The 1,148-nt window shown below is 75.9% G+C and carries 1 protein-coding gene; it reads right to left on the bottom strand.

Annotated elements, in window-relative coordinates:
• On the bottom strand, window positions 1-1,138 hold a 1,138-nt coding region (locus ACFU99_RS44320; protein WP_384404555.1), incomplete at its 3' end, for an AMP-binding protein.
• Between the last annotated feature and the right edge of the window lie 10 nt (window positions 1,139-1,148).

Consider the following 1,148-nt stretch of genomic DNA (forward strand, 5'->3'; position numbering starts at 1 on the left):
GCTCGGTCTCGGTGGCGGGCGCCTCGTCCGCCGGGACGTCGGCGCGCGCCGCCGGGGGGGGGGGGGAGGGGGGCCGCGCGCGGTCGACCTTGCCGTTGGCGTTCCGCGGCAGTTCGTCCACGACGCGCACGGCGGCGGGGACCATGAAGGCGGGCAGGCGGTCCGCGGCGAAGTCGCGCAGCGCGCGGGCGAAGGCCGCCCGGTCGCCGTCCGCGGCGCGCCCGCCCGTGGCGGCCGGAGCCGGGACGGCCCAGGCGACGAGCCGGCTGCGCCCCGCGGGCGACGTACGGGTGTCGGCGACGGCCTCGCGGGTCTCGGGCTGCGCCGACAACGTGCGCTCGACCTCGGCGAGTTCGACGCGGTAGCCGTTGAGCTTCACCTGCCGGTCAGCGCGACCGAGGAAGTCGAGGGCGCCGTCCGCGCGCCGACGGGCCCGGTCGCCGGTCCGGTACAGCCGCGCCCCGCGCGCCGCCGGGAACGGGCCGTCGACGAAGCACTCCGCGGTGCGCTCCGGGTCCCCGTGGTAGCCGAGGGCCAGGCCGTCCCCGCCGACCCAGAGTTCGCCCTCCTCGCCGACCGCGGCCGACGCGCCGTCGGCCCGTACGACGTGGGCGGTGGAGTTGGCGGCCGGGCGGCCGATCGGCACGGCGGTCTGCTCCTCGGAGACCCCGGTGATCTCGTGCATGGTGCAGAAGATCCCGTTCTCCGTCGGACCATAGGCGTTGATCAGCCGCCGTGGCGCGCCGTGTCGCAGCACATCGCGCACCGCCGAGGCGTTGACCACGTCGGCGGTGACGTACAGACAGCGCAGCGGCGCGAAGATCTCCGGCCGCCAGGCGGCGACTTCGTGGAAGAGACCCGCGCTGAGCACCATCACCGTGGCCCGTTCCGTCTGGATGCGGGCGGCCAGCGCGTCGGGCGAGAGCAGGGTCTCCCGGGACAGCGGCACGAGGCGGGCGCCGTTCAGCAGAGCGCCGAGGATTTCGAAGACGGAGACGTCGAACGCCATGCTGGTGGTGGCCAGCCAGGTGTCCTGAGGCCCCACGTCCAGCGGGCTCGCTCCGGTGACCAGCCGGGCCGGGGCCCGGTGCGGGACGCTGACCGCCTTGGGGCGCCCGGTCGTTCCGGAGGTGAACATGATGTACGCG

Source organism: Streptomyces sp. NPDC057654, assembly GCF_042800135.1.
GTDB lineage: Bacteria > Actinomycetota > Actinomycetes > Streptomycetales > Streptomycetaceae > Streptomyces.